Source organism: Planctobacterium sp. AWM4_229 (genome assembly GCF_056160305.1).
Window position 1 is genome coordinate 268,493 of the sequence record NZ_JBSWWX010000002.1, and the last position, 17,670, is coordinate 286,162.

The 17,670-nt window shown below is 45.1% G+C and carries 19 protein-coding genes; 9 read left to right on the plus strand and 10 right to left on the minus strand.

From position 1 onward, the window contains the following. Positions 1-59: 59 nt before the first annotated feature. From ACXAGP_RS04270 to moeB, 4 genes are all read right to left on the minus strand, one after another. Positions 60-575 carry a DUF1993 domain-containing protein gene (locus tag ACXAGP_RS04270; RefSeq protein ID WP_475259762.1) on the minus strand — a complete coding sequence of 172 codons (516 nt, stop codon included), beginning with the start codon at positions 573-575 and terminating at the stop codon, positions 60-62. Between the two features lie 115 nt (positions 576-690). Then, on the minus strand, positions 691-2,871 hold the full coding sequence (locus tag ACXAGP_RS04275; protein ID WP_475259763.1) for a cache domain-containing protein: 2,181 nt from the start codon (positions 2,869-2,871) through the stop codon (positions 691-693). Beyond that, a complete protein-coding gene (locus ACXAGP_RS04280) occupies positions 2,864-4,069 on the minus strand; it encodes an ABC transporter substrate-binding protein (protein WP_475259764.1) in 1,206 nt (401 codons plus the stop codon). Before ACXAGP_RS04280 ends, ACXAGP_RS04275 begins: the two co-directional genes overlap by 8 nt. A gap of 171 nt (positions 4,070-4,240) precedes the next feature. Then, positions 4,241-4,990 (minus strand): molybdopterin-synthase adenylyltransferase MoeB, encoded by a 750-nt coding sequence (gene moeB / locus ACXAGP_RS04285; RefSeq protein WP_475259765.1) that lies wholly within the window; start codon positions 4,988-4,990, stop codon positions 4,241-4,243. 122 nt (positions 4,991-5,112) lie between these two features. On the opposite strand from moeB, the gene ACXAGP_RS04290 reads away from it, so the two are divergent. The 5 genes from ACXAGP_RS04290 (at position 5,113) to ACXAGP_RS04310 (ending at position 8,647) form a co-directional block, all read left to right on the plus strand. After that, entirely contained in the window at positions 5,113-6,219 is a 1,107-nt protein-coding gene (locus ACXAGP_RS04290; RefSeq protein WP_475259766.1) for a helix-turn-helix domain-containing protein, read from the plus strand. A gap of 108 nt (positions 6,220-6,327) precedes the next feature. After that, on the plus strand, positions 6,328-6,852 hold the full coding sequence (locus ACXAGP_RS04295) for a hypothetical protein (RefSeq protein WP_475259767.1): 525 nt from the start codon (positions 6,328-6,330) through the stop codon (positions 6,850-6,852). A 107-nt stretch (positions 6,853-6,959) separates the two neighbouring features. Beyond that, positions 6,960-7,688: a choice-of-anchor H family protein gene (locus tag ACXAGP_RS04300; protein ID WP_475259768.1), complete on the plus strand. Its 729-nt coding sequence runs from the start codon at positions 6,960-6,962 to the stop codon at positions 7,686-7,688. A 66-nt stretch (positions 7,689-7,754) separates the two neighbouring features. After that, positions 7,755-8,192 (plus strand): hypothetical protein, encoded by a 438-nt coding sequence (locus ACXAGP_RS04305; RefSeq protein WP_475259769.1) that lies wholly within the window; start codon positions 7,755-7,757, stop codon positions 8,190-8,192. After that, positions 8,192-8,647, plus strand: a complete 456-nt coding sequence (locus ACXAGP_RS04310; protein WP_475259770.1) for a GNAT family N-acetyltransferase — start codon at positions 8,192-8,194, stop codon at positions 8,645-8,647. The genes ACXAGP_RS04305 and ACXAGP_RS04310 overlap by 1 nt, the downstream gene beginning before the upstream one ends. Before the next feature lie 24 nt (positions 8,648-8,671). Here ACXAGP_RS04310 and ACXAGP_RS04315 read toward each other — a convergent pair whose 3' ends face one another. The 4 genes from ACXAGP_RS04315 to ACXAGP_RS04330 form a co-directional block, all read right to left on the minus strand. Then, complete coding sequence (locus ACXAGP_RS04315) at positions 8,672-9,268, minus strand: hypothetical protein (protein WP_475259771.1); 597 nt, start codon at positions 9,266-9,268, stop codon at positions 8,672-8,674. Next, positions 9,261-9,830: a sigma-70 family RNA polymerase sigma factor gene (locus ACXAGP_RS04320; protein ID WP_475259772.1), complete on the minus strand. Its 570-nt coding sequence runs from the start codon at positions 9,828-9,830 to the stop codon at positions 9,261-9,263. The genes ACXAGP_RS04315 and ACXAGP_RS04320 overlap by 8 nt, the downstream gene beginning before the upstream one ends. Positions 9,831-9,842: 12 nt before the next feature. Then, complete coding sequence (locus tag ACXAGP_RS04325) at positions 9,843-10,388, minus strand: energy transducer TonB (protein WP_475260244.1); 546 nt, start codon at positions 10,386-10,388, stop codon at positions 9,843-9,845. 269 nt (positions 10,389-10,657) lie between these two features. Next, positions 10,658-11,365 (minus strand): GOLPH3/VPS74 family protein, encoded by a 708-nt coding sequence (locus tag ACXAGP_RS04330; RefSeq protein ID WP_475259773.1) that lies wholly within the window; start codon positions 11,363-11,365, stop codon positions 10,658-10,660. Between the two features lie 113 nt (positions 11,366-11,478). Here ACXAGP_RS04330 and ACXAGP_RS04335 point away from each other — a divergent pair, with 113 nt between their 5' ends. Beyond that, positions 11,479-12,015 carry a DUF924 family protein gene (locus ACXAGP_RS04335; protein WP_475259774.1) on the plus strand — a complete coding sequence of 179 codons (537 nt, stop codon included), beginning with the start codon at positions 11,479-11,481 and terminating at the stop codon, positions 12,013-12,015. A 39-nt stretch (positions 12,016-12,054) separates the two neighbouring features. On the opposite strand, the gene ACXAGP_RS04340 is transcribed toward ACXAGP_RS04335, so the two are convergent. Next, complete coding sequence (locus ACXAGP_RS04340) at positions 12,055-13,620, minus strand: glycosyltransferase family 4 protein (RefSeq protein ID WP_475259775.1); 1,566 nt, start codon at positions 13,618-13,620, stop codon at positions 12,055-12,057. A 434-nt stretch (positions 13,621-14,054) separates the two neighbouring features. Here ACXAGP_RS04340 and ACXAGP_RS04345 point away from each other — a divergent pair, with 434 nt between their 5' ends. Together ACXAGP_RS04345 and ACXAGP_RS04350 are read left to right on the plus strand one after the other, a co-directional pair. Further along, positions 14,055-14,552, plus strand: a complete 498-nt coding sequence (locus tag ACXAGP_RS04345) for a GAF domain-containing protein (protein ID WP_475259777.1) — start codon at positions 14,055-14,057, stop codon at positions 14,550-14,552. 164 nt (positions 14,553-14,716) lie between these two features. Further along, the gene (locus ACXAGP_RS04350) at positions 14,717-15,427 is read left to right on the plus strand and encodes a helix-turn-helix domain-containing protein (protein ID WP_475259778.1); all 711 of its coding nucleotides are present in this window, start codon (positions 14,717-14,719) and stop codon (positions 15,425-15,427) included. Here the strand turns inward: ACXAGP_RS04350 and ACXAGP_RS04355 are convergent. Further along, a complete protein-coding gene (locus ACXAGP_RS04355; RefSeq protein WP_475259780.1) occupies positions 15,424-16,659 on the minus strand; it encodes an acyltransferase family protein in 1,236 nt (411 codons plus the stop codon). The genes ACXAGP_RS04350 and ACXAGP_RS04355 overlap by 4 nt on opposite strands. Before the next feature lie 160 nt (positions 16,660-16,819). Here ACXAGP_RS04355 and ACXAGP_RS04360 point away from each other — a divergent pair, with 160 nt between their 5' ends. Next, the gene (locus ACXAGP_RS04360) at positions 16,820-17,656 is read left to right on the plus strand and encodes a LytR/AlgR family response regulator transcription factor (RefSeq protein WP_475259782.1); all 837 of its coding nucleotides are present in this window, start codon (positions 16,820-16,822) and stop codon (positions 17,654-17,656) included. Positions 17,657-17,670 lie beyond the last annotated feature (14 nt).

Sequence of the window (17,670 nt, forward strand, 5' to 3'; positions counted from 1 at the left end):
ACAACAAGCCGGTTCGACGCAGCTTGTTGTGTCTTTATACCAATTATTAATAAACGCTTTTACTGAGGCATCTGTCCGATAAAATCTAACTTGCCTAATGCTAAACCGTTTTTACGCAAGATGTTGTAGGCCGTTGTGATGTGAAAAAAGAAGTTTGGCATAAAGAAATGGCTCAAATAGATTGGGCCTCTAAATTCAAGCTTATCTCCGCTTGGCAGCGGTACTTGTTGGTTTCTCTGTAAACCCGCATCTAAAGCCTCGTTGTCCAGGGAGGATACAAAATCCTGAATCTTCTGAATGCGCTGCTGGAGTTCATCAAAGCTGTTTTCTTCAAACGGATATTCTGGAATGGCGACATCTGCAAGCCGGGCAGCACAGCGGGCACTGAATTCACTGACCATTTGAAATTGCCAAATGAGCGGGTGCATATCGGGAGCTAACCGATCATGCAATAATGCGCTTTCTTCTATGCCTTTTTCTTCACAAAAAGCTTTGGCCTCGTTTAACAAATGAGAAAGCGAACCAAGATATTGCTGTATGACTGGCTTGATAACGTTGGAAACCGTTAACGACATAAAAATCTCCGAGAGTGTAGGGTTGAAATGAAAACTCCCCCTACACTAGCGCAGTTTTTTCAGCATGCAAGCATTTTATACCGGTCGTTACAATTTGATTGCCCTGTAGTTTCTATCACCAAAACGCAAACATGGTGAAAAAGAATAACAAGCCCCCCAATACGGGCCAATAGAGTAGTTTCGGAATATTGTTATCCTGATATTGGATCATGGTGATGTTAAAGCCCCAGCTAAACAAGATGGAATTAACCGACACAATCAAAATCATGATGTAAGCAATAATGAAAAAGTATTCCATGTAGATAAGCTCATTGGCCCCGATGTGAGAGCGCAACTCCACATGAGCCAGTAAGGCCACAAAAAACAAAGCAGAAGCCGAGGCCAGTACTTCCAAAGCATTAAAACCTATCAGTCCGATGCGGTTTTCATCTTTAGAGTTAGTTAGCAACACCGCATATAACATCAGCAATACAATGATCACCGGGAACAAATACGAAACAAAGGGATCAATAAAGTTCCGGCTGATAGCAATGTTAAAATGCAGCTCTGGTGCCTGATTTTTGTTGGCCCGGTTGGCTATACCCATGTTGGAATTAAAGCTATTTTCGCGAATATCAAAAAAGCTGCGCTCTACACGCCAACCGCCAACGCTAAAGTCTTGTTCCAGACCGGGTCGGTTGCTGGTATTCATATTGTCATAGGACTCCAGATCCGGTAATAATACCACGTGCTCCAAATATTCTTTGGGCCATATCCGCAACCATACAAGCTGTTTATCAAAGGGATAAGTTTCATACTCAAAGTGCTCCGGGATAACGGTTTCAAACGCCCAACCAAGGGTTTGATAGCCATTGGCTACTTCGTCGTACACCAAGCGAATATTGGTTTCACTGGACTCGGGGAATACCACTCCTTTTTCAATTTCATAGTTATTGGCCAACATAAAGCGCTGCCATATATACCCTGTGAGCTTAAGGTTGTTTTCGCTGTCCATTTTCATGGATTGCAATGCAACCCCGGTGGGCACAAAAATAGGTGGTTCTTTGTGAGAGCGCAGGGTGTTTTTGCTGTAATCTTTCACAAAAGTGCGCAAATCCGCTTTATTGGTGATCACCTCTGTGCCGTAAATGGCATCGAGATCCGTTACCTGTTGCTCTACCCAGATATAAACAATGCCGCCCACAAAAGTGAGAGTGATAAATAATGCCGACCACCACACACGTCCGTGGAAACCATCTTGCACCAAAGAGCTGCCCAATGCCGTCCAGCAAATTGCTGTCAAGACAATCATAAAGGTCAGAATATGATGGTTATTTTCCAACAAAGACGCCAGTGGAGAGACATCGGTTTGCAATTCGTGATGACCGAAGAACTCCCGCTCGATTATCACAGCAATAGTCCAGTCGGTGTTAACAATCAGGGCCAGATCAAGGAAAGACGGTACCTGAGTGACTTCGTTGGGAATAACCATCTGCTCACTGGCGGGTAAATCATACAAGTTATCAGGGTTTAGCTCGGGGAACACATCTGCGAAATAAATGTCATTGGCATCTCGGGTATTAGGGTGTAGTGAATGGTAAATCTGCCGTTTTTGTCTATCAAAAATGATCACATAACCTTCATCCCCGGTGTCTAGTTTGTTGATCAGCTGATCGATATCTTTGATATTGAGGCTGACATTAACATAACCCAGTAATTGCTCCTCTACCCTGATGGCCTGTACATATTGCACAATCCAGGCATTGCTGATCTCATCAAAACGCAAAGGTAACCAACCTTGCTCCTTTTGCTTGGCACATTGATACCAGTTGTTGGTAACGCAGCGCCCATCGGCTTCTTGCGCATAATAATCGTACCAGGCATCTAACCTCTCAGTGCGGTAACCACCTTCATGGTGCACGATATAAGGCGCAAATAAACGCAAACGATCATCCAACGCGTAAGGTTCGAAAGCGGCACCGATGGCCACAAAACCATCGTGAATAGCCCCGGTGTTCTCCAGAATTTTCTGAATAGCTTCAGGCTCTAAAGAAGAGGCCTTGATATCCGTTGCTAAATCTTGCGCAATCACTTCAATGGCGCTCAGGTGATCGGCAATAGAGTCCTTAATAACCGCCGTGTTGAAATCCAGATAAAGACGGGTTTCCTGGTGCATTAGTTTGCGCAACTCGGTGTAGGAGTGCACTAACATAACACTGATAAAAGTGGTGATTAAGGTGACTGAAATGATAAACCGAAACCATTTTTTCTTGGCTTCCTGGGTGGCCAGTGCAGGTGGAAATAACTCGCTATTCATGGTTGTCTCCATTCACCTTTTTGGTAAACCCCATCCCCTGTTGATATTGCAATAACCAAACCTTGTTGCTGGCTTGATGACTATCAACTGAAAAGCCCAGAGGCACACCAAAACCAATATCGATCTCACTGGTTTGCTCCAACGCATTACGAACTCCCTGGCGCGTTAATTCGGTATTTTTTACCCGCAAACTCTCTATTAGCAACCTGGCGGCGATGTAGCCTTCAAAGCTAATCTCATTAACCTGCCCACCGGGAATAAAGGTGGCCATGTCTTGTCTGAAATCGTGAGAGAGTGCCAGCCCATTCCCCAGATAGGGCACCACTTGTGAAACGAAAACGCGATTGCTGGCGATATCCAGACTCGCCCCTAAAGCTGACGCTCCGGTAAAAGACAAATTGAAATACAAGGTATCAGGAAACAGATTATGGCTATAGTTGATAAACTTGGCCGATGCAGCATAGGCTCCCACAATAATCACCGCTTTAGGTGGTTTGGGCATATCTAACATTTGCAGTATTGCATCCTCCACCTGCAAAGAATTACGCGGATAGCGAGTTACCAGCAATTCATCAGCGCGCGTGTAACCCTTTTTCTTTAATACCGACGTTGCCGCATTGAGGCCGGCAGCACCATAGGCGTCATCTTGCAGGAAAAACGCGATACGGCCCGGCTTGATACCCGATTTAACAATGAACTCAATAATGGCCTGCATCTCTTGTTCATAGCTGGCTCTAAAATTGAAGATATGACTCTGAGGTGGCGTCTCCCGTAATATACCAGCCCCGGTGTAGGGCGCGAAAAAAACCACTTCATTCTGTTGCAAATAAGGCGCTGCCAGTTTTGCCGTAGGGGTTCCGGCATTGCCCACAACGGCCACGACATTGTCTTCTTCCACCAGCCTTTGAACATTATTTAGTGCCGAATTAGGCTGATAACCATCATCTCGCACCACCATCTCTATCTGATGTCCATGTAGCCCACCAGCACAATTCACTTTAGCAAAGTAAGCCAACATACCATCACGCATAGACTGACCAATATATTGTGCAGGGCCACTGAGCGCCGTACTCATACCTAACTTGAGTTCTGGCTGGCGTTTGACTTTATCTGTGCATTCACTGCGCGCCTGCACAACAGTGCTACAAAGCAGTGCCTGACACAGCAGGAAAAGACGTAAATAACGAGGAAAGTTCATGTTTTCCGGGTAAAAAATGAGGTATAGAAGAAAGCATAACCCTGAGGCGTTTCACTGTCTAACAACGCTGCTGAAAAAACCTGGTTTTTTGCCTTTTTCTCGGATTAAGCAGTCATTAACTGCACTTTTTTGCGGTCATTCTGTTTACCTGCCAAAAAACCAGAAAACCTGTCACTCCCCACAGACTGAGCATTGTGGATTTTTGACAAGGTTAAATTGACGCCACTCATTAGCTTGAAAATCGAACATCAGCAATTTGCCCACCGGGGTCTTGCCTAAATTTATTAGCAGCTTTAATGCTTCCATGGCCTGCATGGCACCTACAATACTCACCACAGGCGGCATTACGCCCGCTTCTGAGCAGGACAACTCTTGCTCGGGAAACAAACGACTGAAACATTCGTAACACGGATTTTCCGCGCCGGGAACCAGACACAACAACTGCCCCTCCAAACGAATTGCGGCACCGGAGATGAGTGCTGTGCCAGCTTGCCAACACAAGCGATTCACTTGCTTTCGGGTTTCCAGGTTATCAGAGCAATCTAATACGATGTCTACTTGCTCAATGTAATTTTGCAACTGTGGGTCATCGAGTCGCCGGGCCACCGTTTCTATGTCACAACGGGAATTAATGGTCATCAAGGTTTCTTTGGCAGACTCCACTTTCAAGCGTCCCACATCGTCTTCGTGATGCAGTACCTGGCGGTGGATATTGTTCAGCTCTACAATGTCATCATCCACTAATATCAGTTTACCTATTCCCGCGCCCACCAGGTTTTGCGCGGCTGTACAACCTAACCCCCCCACTCCCAGCAATAAAACTTTGGCGTTCATCCAGCATTCTTGCCCCTTAAAATCCACACCCGTTAATGAGATCTGGCGGTTATAGCGCAACGCTTCTTGGCGAGTAATCTTTTGCATGTTTGCTTTATTTATTTAAATACTTACTGTACCAGTAACTGGCTCAGGGGTTGAATTTTGCTTGCAAATATCGTCAACTTTGGCAGCAAAATCAATGCAAATTCATCAGTGAAGTTACCAGCTTGCTAAAAGAACTGTTCCAGGTCTTGTTTCTCATTAGTTTTGCCGTAGGTGCGGTATTACTCCTGTTGCTATTAAAACGGCGCTTGTTTATCGTCAGTAACCGAATATGTGCCAGCTTTATCCTGGTGTCGCTAATACCACTTTGGAGCGGCTATTTTGGTTATTCCAAAAACTTAAACTGGCTTGCGCCTGCATATCTGGAATTGCTTTATCCCTGGCTCTACGGTCCTCTCATTTACCTGTATTGTATTGCACTGCACTCCAGCGCGCGCATCACACTAACACGAACCTGTAAACACTGTTGTTATCCATTGCTGGTATTGCTCATGCAACAAATATCATCTCAATTTGGTGATACTCAGCTCGCTCAGCTTTGGCAACACCTGTATTTAAAGCTGCTCTACGCCCAACTTTTTGGTTATTTGCTACTGTCTTTCCGGCAAATACGAGTTGGCCAGCAACTTATCGAGTCCCAATTTGCCGGCAGTCAGAATCTTTATTGGCAATGGCTGAAGTTATTGCTGAACGGATTTGCCCTGATATTTATTGCTGACCTTGCGATGCTCTGCCTGTTGCTTGTAGGCGTTATGCAACAACATTGGGTAATGCCACTGTTTACGCTGTCGGAGTCCATTTACGTATTTGTCCTTGCAGGATTTGCTATGCGCCACCCGCAGTTAGTTTTCGACCGATTTGATGTTTCACAAAAAAGTCGATATCAAAATTCAGGTCTTAACCAGGTAATGGCAGAAGCATTAGCCAGACACCTGGAAGATACGGTGGAAAGCGAAAAGCTGTACCTGGAAAATGAATTATCACTATCGGCACTTGCCCAAAAGCTGCGGGTCCCGGAGCAGCACATATCACAAGTATTGTCAGAGCAATTACAGCAAAATTTTTACGAATTCATTAACCGTAAACGCATTGAACATGCCAAGAGTTTATTATCCAGCAACGATCCTCAATACAGCAATATTTTAGCTGTCGCTTATGGTGTTGGATTTAACAATAAAACTAGTTTTAACACCGCCTTTAAACGATTTACACAACTGACCCCGAGTCAATTCAGACAAGGCAACGCGCTTCACAATAATAAAGTTCATTAACTTTCAAACACTTACATAAAGTAAGGGGATTCCCGGCGCAAGTTGTCGATTAAATTTCTCTGACCGTGAAACCTACGGTTTAACTTAAACCAATTTGATCTTTATCCAATGCAACATTACACCAAACTTCTGCTCATCTCGCTGCTTAGCTATGCTCCATTCTCGCTCGCTGCAAGCCCTGCTCCCGAAAAGCAATATCAATTTCTGATCGGCCAATGGCAATGTACCTATGAAACGTTTGAAAATGGTAAGAAGAAAAATTCATATCCTTGTGAGTGGTCTGCAAGATACACCTTTAATGGCAAAATGGTTCAGGATGATTTCACTATGTATCAGGGCGAGAAAGTGGCTTTTTCCGGTACCACTTTACGCACCTGGGTACCTCAGAAACAGCGTTGGGATTTGGCATTCTTGAGTGCCCAGGGTGGCCACTATCCTAACTTCTTCGGCAATTGGCACGGGGATCACATGCAGATTCAGGTACGCAATCAAGATGCACAAGGTGAATTTTTGTCAAAAATTCGCTTTAAAGACATCACTGCAGAAAGCTTTACCTGGGATATGTACAAAAGCCGGGATGAAGGTCTCAGCTGGACATTAGATTCAGTGATAAAGGCTACCAGAGTTAACTGATAGTGATTTAGACGGGCTATAAAGCGGTGCCAGCTTTCAGTTAAAGTTCACGGTTCATTCATGCTTTCGGACACAAACTCAGTAGTAGTTAATTCGAGGAGCCTGCTATGAAGCCTGTAACTTTTGTCTCGCTAATGCTGTTTTGTTTCACCTCACATTTAAGTTTTGCTGAACAGAAGGATGCGCCGCAATGGCGCACTGAATCTGTAGAAACCAGCAAGAAAAACGCCACAAAGGTAGAAAAGTCCTCCGTGGCAAAATCCACAAACAATGCGGTTTCAGAAAAACAAGCGCAAGTTGCCCAGTCGAAATCCGCTGCGCAAGTGGCCGCCAGATCCAGTGACCATAGCATCTGGGTTTATGACGCCTGGGTGAGCTTGCACACAGATCGGGATCACGACAGTTATTACACCGGGATTGAACTCAGTTTTGATGTGGATACCAACTTGTCACATGCCGACGTCTATGCTCGAATTTTCCTGGGAGACGATACAATCTTTAGAGAGATATATACCACTTCTGATTTTCATATCGACGCCAACAGTAGTAGCGATGAGATCACCTTATCAACACGCCTGATAGAAGGATTTGTACCTAAAGAATACGACTTGTTAATAGAAATCTATGACGTGGACTACAACGAGCTACAAGATTCGTATGATCACACTAGTGACAATGATCTGTTTTTATTGCCACTGGAAAGCAGCGAGTACGAACACAATCACGGTTCAGGTGGCCAGGTGGTGATCACCACTGAGCATGGCGGCAGCACTCCTCTGTGGGCCATCGTTATCCTGGTGAGTATCGTTGCATTAAGAAGATGGTGGAAAGTTTAGATTTTCAGTGCGCAATAGGTTATTTTTTGAAAATACACTGTTGCTATACGGCTTTGGAGATCGGTTTTGCCACATCGAATAGGGTTAATCATTGCAGCGATTGCGTTGTTGTCGGCTTGCGCCACGGGACCAAGCCGCTCCAAAAACATCACTAATGAATCGTTTTTAACTGACATCAAAGAAAACGATGCCAAACTGTTCGTTTATATCGCTAATTTCAAATCTCGTCCGGTGAAAGTTGACCGACAAATGCAGGGCATGCGTTCATCAGGTGGCCAACAAGGTCAACGTCCGAGTATGAGTAGCTTGCGCAGCGAGATGGCTTTAGAGCAAGAAGAGCAAGCAATAGAAGCCCTGGAATACAAACTGCAAACTAGCGGCTACTGTCGCCAGGGATATTTTATTTTAGGCAATTACAATCAATTTGGCTCGGTAGAGATCCGCGGTGAGTGCCAGGAAAGCGCCACTGAGTCCGACAAGCAATTGTTTGGTAACCTCAGGTAATGAGCCAGCTGTTTTTTAATGACTATCACTCTGTCGATTACGACGCCTGCATGGCGCTTTTTGACAGTAATTGCCCTGATGCTTTTCATCCAGCTGAACGCCAGGACTTCGAGGCTTTTTTATTAGATCTTCCAGGGCCTTATTTGCTGCTACATCACCAAAAACACGGCCTCATCGGCTGCGGTGGTTATGCTTATCATCAAAAGGACCACAGCGCAGATTTGTGTTGGGGCATGATCCACTCCACCTACCAGCGGCAAGGCTTCGGCACCGAGCTGCTAAAAGAGCGACTGGCCCGTATCAGGCTCAATCCAGAGATTGAATCAGTGATCCTTTGCACCGCCCCTGATACCGTAGCTTATTACCAAAGATTCAACTTCCAAATCCAACAAACCATTAAAGACGGCTTTGCGCCGGGTGCGGACCGCATCGATATGGCAATGGCTTTAGCCTGAAACTGCATTGATTAAGCAGACACATTAATCACACAACAGCGGCGCTTCAGTTTGATTGATTTGCAGGATTTTGCCGTCATTGGCAAACAACACTTCCATCGGCGCTTCGGGTTGGAACACCGCAGGCAAGCGCTGCTGCTTTTGCAATACCGCCACTAATTCTTTAGATATCAGCAACGCATTTTGTTCACAGGTGGCCAATTGCCACGAACCATCCTGCCGGATTGATAAACGCGCGACTTTGCGCTCAGCGTTACCCAATTGGCTTTGATAGGCATAACGCTGTTGCGCTGCATTGTATTCAAAGCGTCGTTGAATGGCCGGTGCACTATCGACGTTCCCTGAGCTTTCAGCATCAAGTCCGTGATAATCAATAAAGGTAAATTGAGTTTCTTGTTTTAATTGCTGCTCGGGCAACAATACCAACCAGGCCAGTACCAGCAATGAGGCAGCGAGTGCTAACATGGGTAGCTTCTGTAGTCCGGAGCCGGGAGATTTGTCAGCCCGTCGGGCTTTAGCCAAAACATAGCGTTTGATACTTTCTGGTGGCTGTGCACTTTGTTTTTGCCGTTGGTATTGTTGCTGCAAACGGCTTTCAAAATCTTTCTGAGATTCAGACATTGTCCTGCCTCCAGAGTGTTTTTAACTTAGACTTTCCGTACCTTAAACGACTTTTGATGGCTTCAACCTCGCATTGAGTTATCTCAGCAATTTCCTGCAGACAAAAGCCTTCAAGTTGCAGCGCAATGGCTTCTCTTTGGTGGAAGGGTAAATGCCGCAATGCCTCGTCTAAATTGGCCGACAAGGCCTCTTTATCGTCGCCAGCAGCTTCGCTCGAATCATCTGCGCTTAGCTCCACATCGGAGTCTGTTTGCCAGCGATTGCTCTTGCGTAACTCATCAATCAGCAAATTGCGCGCAATGGCAAACAACCATCCCTTAAAACTGCCGGTGCTGCGATAACTATTGCGCCGTTCTATCACTCTTAACCAGCTCAATTGACAGATTTCCTGGGCCTGTTGTGGCTCGGTTTGGGTTAGCAAAAAATGATATAGATCTTTGCCACAGGCGCGATAAAGCTGCTCCATCAATCTTGCGTCCTGCGTCAACCGATATTGTTCCATCAAGGCTTCATTATTCGCCTTTGTGGGTAGCAAGTTTTTAAGTGCTAACACCAAACTCATAAATTACCGTTCCTATTGCTCTAACTTGAAATCAAGTTGTACGGTAATATTACTCTGTTTTACCGGTTTACCATCAACAATTTTCGGACGATATTTCCATTTGCGCAGGGCCCGGGTCGCCTCGCGATTGAATATACGCTTAGGCTCAGCATCCAGTACCTCGACATCTTCTACGCCTCCGGTTTCATTGATGGAAAAAGATAGAACCACCCATCCCTCAATACCATCCCGTGCGGCAGCAACCGGGTACTGCGGCGAAATACGGACTATCGGCCGCGCCTCTCCACCCGAAACACTAAGGCTGGTATTCGCCTGGGTTTCTATTTGTGGGCCGGCAATAGTAAACCCACCACCAATACCACTTAAATCATTGTTTGACGTATCTGGCTCCAGATTGTCAGGCAGTAACCTGGGCGGTTCGATGGGTTCAGGTTTTGGCGGCAATGTTTTTTCCGTTACCTGCATCTCTTCAGGTTCATCTAGCACGGCTGTAATTGGAATATAGGCGGTGGGCTCAATAACCTCTACATCAGACTGGGCAATCAATTGTGACATCATCCAGAACAGGGCCAGGGTAATGCCAGATGCAATCAATAACAAGCCACTCAGTTTGGCGCTGCGATACAATAACTGTGGGTTTGCCCCATTGAAGGGCAGCGAATTTTGTATGTTTGATGTCATAGGCTTCTCCTTTTTGCTACATAACGCTTGGTAAAGGAGAAAGGGGTTAAGAAAATTTGATTAAAATGTCAGTTTGCAACTTGTTACGAGGATGAGTTGTTGCTCCAATTAAAAAAGGAATTTGAATCCAGTGGTCTGGTGTTATATCAAGACACCGTCGTTGCCACTGTCGTGGCAGCCATGATAACCACCAGAGCAGCGGTGATTTCTTCTACAATTTGTGAGACTGCGCCACTGATTTTTTGCTCTTTGGTGAGAGAGTCGATTCGGGTCTTCGCTTGTTTGCGATCCGCTTTTTCAAATACTTCGCCAGTAAGATCACAAGCTTTTATCAGGCTGATAAGAGCGAGATCTTCTTCTCTTGCTGCGCGGCCACCTAAAACCACGCCTTTGATGTGGCTGCGGATATTCTGCTCTGGTTCAACATCCATAGTGGGGTAGCGATTGTAATTGATAAGCCATAAAAAGCTGCGTTCTTCTTTGGCTAGCACCTTTTTTTGCACGAGCTGCTCAGCCAGTCGAGCTTGAATGCCTTTTACTTTGCCATGAATTTGCTTTAACCAGTATTTAGCGTTTTGGGATTGGTTAGAGTCAGCCAATAACGCCAATACTTCATCTAACAGCCCATCTTGGGTTTGGCTGCGGTCCACAAGGCGAATGCTTTTGTCTGAGATATCAATGCGACCGACTAAATAGAGTTCCAGCAACAAGGCACCGGCTAAGCCATAGGGCAATGCTTGTGATGCTGACATAACGACACTGCCCTTTTCATCGTGCAGTGCCAATAGCAATAATTTTTCACTCAGCGTTAACATGCTATCCCCAGTCAAGTGTATGGCGTATACCACTAACATAAGTCAGTCCGACAAAAACGCAATCATTAAAATGTCAGCAATGTTTGCCAATCATCCATTTAATATCACATTGAGCTAATATTCACTGAGTTCGGAACAAAATTATAGTTACAATGCACAATCAAGTTATTGATTTTTGGTTTACTGAAATCACCCCAGAACAGTGGTGGCAAAAAGAAGCACGCTTTGACGCTATGGTTCGGTCGAGATTCGGCGCGCTACACAAACAAGCCTTTGCTGGTGAGTTAGCTCACTGGCGAGACTCGGCACAAGGTTCTCTGGCGGAAGTGATTGTTCTGGATCAGTTTTCCCGTAATATTTATCGGGATCAACCCACTTCCTTTGCCAGTGATCCTTTGGCCTTGGCGTTGGCTCAATTCGCCATTTCCAAAGGCTTTGATGAGCAGTTATCTAAAGTTCAGCGCTGTTTTTTATACATGCCTTACATGCACAGCGAATCCCAAGTGATACACGAACAAGCGGTGACGCTTTTCAGTGCAGCCGGAGATGAAAAGAATCTGGATTTTGAGCTCAAACACAAGGGCATTATCGACCGTTTTGGCCGATACCCGCACAGAAATGAAATTCTGGGCCGTGAATCCACAGAGGAGGAGCTGGCCTTTCTGCAACAACCCAATTCAGGGTTTTAAGCGCGGTTAATGGTTTGAGGTTACAAAACCAAACGGCCCTTATTCAAACAACTCACTGACTTCACACAACTTGTGATACATGCGCTCAATTTGTTTGCCTGAGTCGAGGTGCTCATAAAAGTGCGCCATGAAAAGTTGCTGTTCTGCAGTAAGAAACTCAGCATCAGTGGCTAATCGTCCAGCGTATTCCAGATAATCCTGCCAATCTTTTTGACGTTTTGCCTCAGGCACAACAGCGCTAATATGGCCGTGATCAAGCGTTACTACCGGCAGGTTGTTGAGTATCGCGGTTTGTGAGCTGGTACCTCCCCCCGCCCTTTTGGGGTTCAGATAAACATCACACATGGCACTGATAGCGGCCAAATCTTGCTGAAATCCGAGGTTCAGCACACGCTTTGCTGTGATGGTTTGCTCATCAAACCAATGCTCAAGTTCCAGTTCGGGTGTGCCCGCAAAGAGAACACGCGCTTTGGGTTGTTGTGCTAATAATGTGCGGCAAACCTCAATGAATTCACCGTCCAGTTCGCCAGTCAGGCGCGTACCCACCACCAGATACAAGAATGCTTCATCGTCGATACTGAATTGGGATTTTGCTGCCGCCTGTTCAGCTTGTCCTTCAGGCGTTACCAACATGCTTTCCAGCATAAAATTCTCATGGCCATATTGGGCGGCCAGCTTTTTTGTGGAATCGTTAAATAGATTTCCCGGAATAAAATAGGCATCACAATGATTAAAAGGCACCACCGCCCCTGTGGTAGCGAATAGAGAAGGATAAATCTGATATAGACATTCCATCACTAACAGATTTTCACCATGAGCCACCACAGCTTCCACTTCCAGTTGCTGCAAAGTACTGGCGATATTAGCGACTTTTTGACTACTCATTGGGCCGGCATCAAAGCTAACAACATTCACTTTTGAATCGAATTGCATATATTTGACGGGGATTTGCTGCTGTCCTTGCAAGGTTTCGTTCACCTCGTAGTTTGCCGGCATAAGCAACTTAAGCTGATTGCAGTTGCCGTAATTCATTGCGTTAGTATTGATGATCTGCACATTGCATCCGTGCTGATGCATCAAGTGCAAAGCAATATTGAAGGCCTCTCTGGTGGGAGAATGACGCAGATGCATTAATTGAGGCACCACAATTGCGATGTTTTTGGGTGCCGAAAAATTGATTTGTTTATGGAGTAAGCCGCGGCTGGATAAAAAACGCTTGCTCTGTGCAGCTAAACGATAAAAGCACTGACGCATTGCCGTTTGTAGTAGCTCACTACCACCACTGCGACGAAACAAGCGATGGGACACATTGCAATAAAACTCATAAAACCAGGCAACCGATGGTGTCTCTGGCAAACAGGGCACAAGTTTTTCTAAGAATGTAATATCTTCAAAACAATCATAAAGGAAGAACCACATAGGGATCAGGTTATCATTGGGCAATGCTGAGTAAAGTAAGTGATCACACAGTGCTTTTTTTTGCTCTGGCGTAAGCTTTTTAACCTCTCGATGAATAACCGCTAATGTGCCTTTATCCTGCTCAGAGACCTGTTCGAGACTAAAAATAGCATCAATGGCCCCTAATATATCCTGCTCTATACCCACCGGGTTTCTCCGAAAATTGTTATTTATACCCAAGCTACCTCAAGATGCCTGCTTCAGAGCTATCACAGCGCTTTCAGTACAAGGCGCACTTGAGAAGGAATGTCGGCTACCTTTCAAACAAGTGCAACACAGTAATGGAAGCGCTGTGAGGCTCCCGAAGGGCGGGGCCTAAAAGCATTTATGCTGCGTTAAATTGTATCGACGTGAGAACAACCATGCCTTCTCCAATTTACCTTGCCTAAATCCATTTATTCTCCCGCTGAAGTCAAGTATCTTGAGGTAGTTTGGGTATATCCTGTTAATGCTCCAGCATAGCCAGTGCTTAAACAGATAACAACTGGCTATTTCCAATATTGGGCAGACTACAAAATTCATAATTGTGAGCTAAAATTGAAGCTTCGGCGTTGTTACCAGAATGCGCAATGAGTGGTGATATGGATCCCTTATTTAAACTCAATACTTGCCTGACCAATCCTGATTTATCCGGTCAACAAAAACTGGAGATGGTCTGTGCGACTGTACATAAACTCATTCCAGGTGCTGACCGTGTGAGCCTGTGGCTTTTCAACGAATCAAAATCACAAATCAGCTCCTTAATCTGTTTTGATGCGACCTCTAAATCATGGTGTGAACAGATCACATTGCGCAGAGAAAATTTCGGCGTTTATTTTGATGCCATCCTGAATCGAGAATTTGTTGATGCCCCCAATGCTGCCACCCATCCCGATACAAAATGCTTCAATGAAGGCTACTTTATCCCTCTGAATATTCAGTCTTTGCTGGATTACATTTTGCACCGAGATTTTGAACCACAGGGTATTCTTTGTTGTGAAAGTGTGGGTCGCCAAGTACATTGGTCTGAAGAAGACAAGCAAATTCTGAAAAAGATAGCCCGCTCCTGTTCCTTCTTTTTTAACCTGTCTACCAACTAAAACTTCACTTATCGACAAAAGCACCTGTTTTTTAAAGTGAAAACCTATTAAATGACTGCGGGCCACTAATATTACTGGCCTGTGTCACCCTTTTGTCGTAGGGAATTTCTGGCCTATAGTTTCTGTGGGGCTAACAATCTCCTGGCAACCCAAAGGAAATTAAAATGCGACTCAGTGGTGAAAAACTCAAATCCGTTCGAATGCAAAAAAACTGGTCTCAGGAAGTGCTTGCCACTGCCAGTGGGCTTTCCTTGCGAACCATTCAACGCATCGAAAAAACCGGCAATGCGTCGAACGAATCTTATTTATCGCTGTTGGCAGCACTGGACGTTCCTTTGTCATCTATAACCGCACAGCCCACACAAGTGGAAGCGAACTGGTCTGGAGAAATGATTATGAAAGCACTTGCTGCTGTCTTACTGGTGAAACTAATTGTTGTTGGCATGATGGTGATGAACGCCAGTTTTACGGATTTCATCAACATCCCCAATGTTTTGTTTGTTGTTCTGTTTACCCTTGCCATGACACTACTTGCATACGATATGGACAGGCTCTGGACTGCCATGAAGGGAATTCGCTATATCTTTACGCAAGATATTATTGGTGGTCAGGCAGCAAGACAACTGGCCCAAACATATCAAAGTCAGATCCAGTTTTGTTATGGTGCGGGAGCCATAGTGTTTTTAATCGGCTGTATCGCCATTACCCAAGTGGCCAGCAATCAAATAGCTGGCTTTGACAAAGGTGCCATTGCTGGCTTCTCGGTAAACCTGTTACCGCTGCTATACGCCACCATGATCAGTGAAGGCCTACTTCGACCGCTAAAAATTAAATTATTAGCGGCCGACGAAGTAGATATACAGGAGCAAAGCTAATGGTCTCTTATTACCTGCAATTGTTGACTTTGCTGGGTCTTATCGTGCTTGCCTGTTACACCAAATACTGGATGTAACAACGGCAAAGGCCTAATCACATAATGATGCAGTGCTAAACAGGAAAGCACTGTTCCCAAGAATACAAGCGTAAATTCCAAGGGGCCTCCCAAAGTAAATGGCGACAGCCAGGCCCCAAAAACTACAATAATCGTCTGGTGTAAAATATACCAACTAAACACAGCACTGTTACCATAAGATAACCATTTAGCAGGCTTGTTTAAGTAGCTGTAAGCATAGGCCAGAATCGTCATGATCCACATCACCCGATTAAGGTACAGGCAAAACAACTGCAAAGAACTCATCAAAAACGAACTATCCTCAGTCATCAAAGCGTTAACAATTCTCATGGCGATATACGCTGCGATAGCAACCAATAAAAACCGTAACTTGTGTTTTTTCATCTGCTCCCACACAGAATCACTGCGAATCAACAAATAACCAAAAACGAAAAAGCTAAAAAACAAACTGTGGGTATACCAGTCATCGGTCAACGCATGCGAGCGATAAGGGAATAATGGATAGATGAAGGTACCGCAAAGCATGAGCACAATGACAAACGCCGCTATCCAAAAACCTACATGTGGTTTTCCTAACTTTTGAAACAATGTGAGGTTTACTCTTCGCAAAAGCGCCCTAACTCCGTACAGTACCAAGGTGTAAAACATGATGTAAGGCAGATACCATAGATGATTCCAGGTTAAACCCGGATCGCTGCCAGCAAAGGCGCCCTCGGGCCAGCTCTGTAAGCTAAGATAGGCCAACCAAAACTGCAGAAAGCCACCTTCAAACGCCCCATTAGCTTTGGCTTCAAAGTAGGCTTGCGGCACAACAACCACCAACATACCAAACACCAGTGGCACGCCCAGCTTTTTCATGCGCTGTGCGATAAAGCCGGGTTGTTGTTTATGCATGATAATGGCGGTAGCCATACCGGAAATAGTAAATAACAATGCCATGCGCCATTGATTGAAAAAGCCCATTACGTCCTGCAACCAGGCGTATTGATAAGCACTTTTAATGTGCCAACCCCAGTCTTGCACGTAAAACATACCGATGTGATAAAATATTAACAGTGCAAATGCCAATACCCGGACGGCGTCGATATCGTAGCGACGTTCAGATAATAATTGACGCTCTGATAAAACGTGATCATTAGCTTGTTCTTGTTGCATGCCTTAGTCCCATTACAAAATTAACGAACGGATGCAAAATGACTGAATGCAAAATCAAGAACCAGTCAGAAAGGGTTAATCGTTCCCGTTTAGTGATGAGCGGTGGTATGCTGTGACGAGAAAACTATAACTGAACAGAGTTCAGAACCACAATAACGCCATGACTATTCAACAGTATTTAAAACATAAAAGCCGTTACGAGGTCCTGTTTTGGGGATTGTTTATCATTTGGCAGGTGGTAGCCAATGTTTATGTGGCACTGAATGACGCACCCAACCTTGCCCCTTGGGAGCCCATGTTGTGGGAAATATCAAGCACCCTGGTTTTCGCCGCTCTGCTTCCATTGTTGCTTTGGTTTGATAATCGCTTTCCGGTGAGTTTTGCTACGCTCAAGCGCAATATCTTGATGCACGCCTTATTCACCATTCCTTTTTCTGCAATGCATGTCACGTTAATGGTGTTGATTCGAGAAGCGGGCTATTGGTTTATGGGGCGGGATTACAACTTTGGCCCCTGGGGCAGCGAGTTTTTATACGAATACGCAAAAGACTTTCGCACCTACTTTTATTTACTGGTGATTATTTACCTCTACCGTCTGGTGTTGTTTCGCGCTCAAGGTGAAGCATCGGTACCAGACACCTCGGATGATGATATTGAGCAATCGACACCCGCCATCAAACAACACTTATTAGTCAAAAAGCTGGGCAAAGAGTTTTTAGTCAAAATTGAAGAAATCGAATGGCTGGAGGCCTGCGGTAACTATGTTAATTTGCATGTTGCCGGTCGTGCCTATCCTTATCGCGGCACCATGAAATCGCTGGAAGAACAATTAGACAGCGACAAATTCTTGCGGGTGCATCGCTCTTATATGGTGAATTACGATCAGGTGCAATCCATTGAACCGTTGGAAAGTGGCGATGCCAAAATCCAGCTACATCAGGGCCAGGAGCTGCCCTTTAGCCGTCGCTATCGCGCTGACTTTAAACAGGTAAGTTAAATCAATAGACACAA